This is a genomic window from Nonomuraea sp. NPDC001699 (assembly GCF_053596455.1).
The window spans coordinates 127,154-128,411 of record NZ_JBSFGF010000027.1; the positions used below are offsets into that span (position 1 = coordinate 127,154).

The 1,258-nt window shown below is 69.6% G+C and carries 1 protein-coding gene and 1 rRNA gene; both read right to left on the reverse strand.

Annotation, left to right across the window (positions count from 1 at the left end; translation table 11 throughout):
- Positions 1-321: hypothetical protein (locus ACWCSU_RS45065; protein WP_449942548.1), on the reverse strand; the 321-nt coding region annotated here is incomplete at its 3' end.
- Between the two features lie 850 nt (positions 322-1,171).
- Positions 1,172-1,258: ribosomal RNA gene (gene rrf / locus ACWCSU_RS45070) — 5S ribosomal RNA — on the reverse strand; the annotation flags it as partial.

Genomic DNA, 1,258 nt, shown 5'->3' on the forward strand with positions numbered 1-1,258 from the left:
CGCCGCCCTCGCGCCGAGGCCCACGATCCTGGAAGGGACGACGCTCGTCACCCTCACGACGCGGCCCGCGATCATCCCGGTCCCGGAAGGGGCGACGCTCGTCACCTTCACGACGCGGACCTCTGTCGAAGCCCTCACGGCGCGGACCACGGTCGTCGCCCTCACGACGCGGACCACGATCAAAGCCTTCGCGCCGCGGCCCTCGATCGCCATACCCGCCCTGACGGCGGTCACCGTAGCCGCCGCCCTCGCGCCGGTCACCATAGCCACCGCCGCCCTGACGGCGGTCGCCGTAGCCGCCTCCGCCTTCGCGGCGCTCACCGTAGCCGCCCTCGCGGCGGGGCCCGCGGTCATCCCGGTCCCGGTAGGAGCGGCCCTCCTCCCGGAAACCACCCTCACGCGGCGGGCGCTCGTCGCGAGCGCCTTCCCCGCTTCGGGGCGCTCTGTCCTCGCGGTTGTACGGACGCGGCCGGCCCTCGGAACGGAACGGACGATCGCCACCGGAATCACGCCCGCGAGAGCCGTATCCGCCAGTCCTGCCGCCGCCAGAGCGCCTGTCCCCGTAGTCGCCGCGCCCGCGCTGTCCGCCGTCCGATCCGTTATCTCTGTTCACTTCTGGTCCATTTCGATTGGCTCACTCAGCGGACTCACAACGGCGGTCCACCGTGGCTGGTCGCCGCCCGCCCTCGGGCCTTACGCGACGAAGGCCACCCGTGGGGGTGGCCCGCTCCCTCCAGCCTAGCAAGCCCTCGCACGTTCACGAGCCCTCCAGACGCCCCCGCAAACATCCAGCCGGCCACGAACCAAGTGGGATCGCCTGCTGTGATCCCACCTCCGTCCGCGTCCGAAGCGCGACGCCTCCCCGAAGGAGCGGAACATTGACGTCATCGACGAGTCCAACCAGGGACCAGACCCGTGTCTCCTTCATGGCGAAGAGCCCGACATTGAGGCCTTAAGGCCACGGGACTCTCCCCCAGAGAGGCCAGCCCATGGGCCAGCTGCAGCTTGCGCTGTCGTCGGGCCCTGCCGTGACCGGCGGCCGACGTCACATGCGCCCGACCCGACCTGCCTAGCCTCCCGCGTTCGAGGAGCGACAGTTGGAAGCCCTTGGGAAGGGCCCACAACGCAAAGAAGGCCCCACACAACCGTGTGGGGCCTTCTTCGAAAGATTGTCCGGCGGTGACCTACTCTCCCACACCCTCCCGAGTGCAGTACCATCGGCGCAGAGAAGCTTAACTTCCGGGTTCGGAATGTAACC